A 637-nucleotide genomic window follows, 5' to 3' on the forward strand; every position below is an offset into this window, starting at 1 on the left:
GGAAAAAAGAGCCTGGGCGGTAAATCCAATGGTGTAGATTTGCCAGCTATTCATTTGTTTGAGCTATCTCATAGTTGATGTAATTTCGCCGCATCCACAAAAAAGCAAAACAGTCCATCAAGGGTTTTATCAGCCTGTTAAGGAGGTGAAATTTTGCTCTTCCTGCGATACGTTCATAGTGTCTTACGGGAACCTGTTTGATATTTCCATTTTGGAGGAGGATCATGGCGGGTAAAAATCGGTGTAGGCCTTTAAACATAGGAATTCGTTTTGCATGCCCTGCTTTTATCACTTTGAGGGGGCAACCAGTGTCATCCATGCCATCTTGAGTAAAGCTGCGCCTTATGAGGTTGGCGACAAGAGAAGAGATGTTTTTCGTGAAAGAATCTTTCCTGTTGGTGCGCACCCCTGTTACGAGGTCATATTCTCCAATGTATTCCAGCAACAGGTCAAAATCATTGGGATCTGTTTGCAAATCTGAATCTATATAGCCTATTAGCGGTGTTTGGGCATGATCAAAACCTGCCTTAAGGGCCGTACTCAAGCCATAATTGCGATCAAAGGAGAGGTAACTGAAATGAGGATTTCTACGGGCTATTTCCTGGACCAGCTGCAGGCTGCCATCTGTGGAGCCGTC

General features: G+C 44.6%; 1 protein-coding gene. It reads right to left on the reverse strand.

Translation table 11 applies throughout. The features are described from left to right. Positions 1 to 46: 46 nt before the first annotated feature. Positions 47 to 637, reverse strand: a 591-nt coding sequence (locus tag HC175_RS16200) for a glycosyltransferase (protein WP_168139433.1), incomplete at its 5' end; no start/stop codon positions are given.

The organism is Salinimicrobium oceani, from assembly GCF_012037645.1.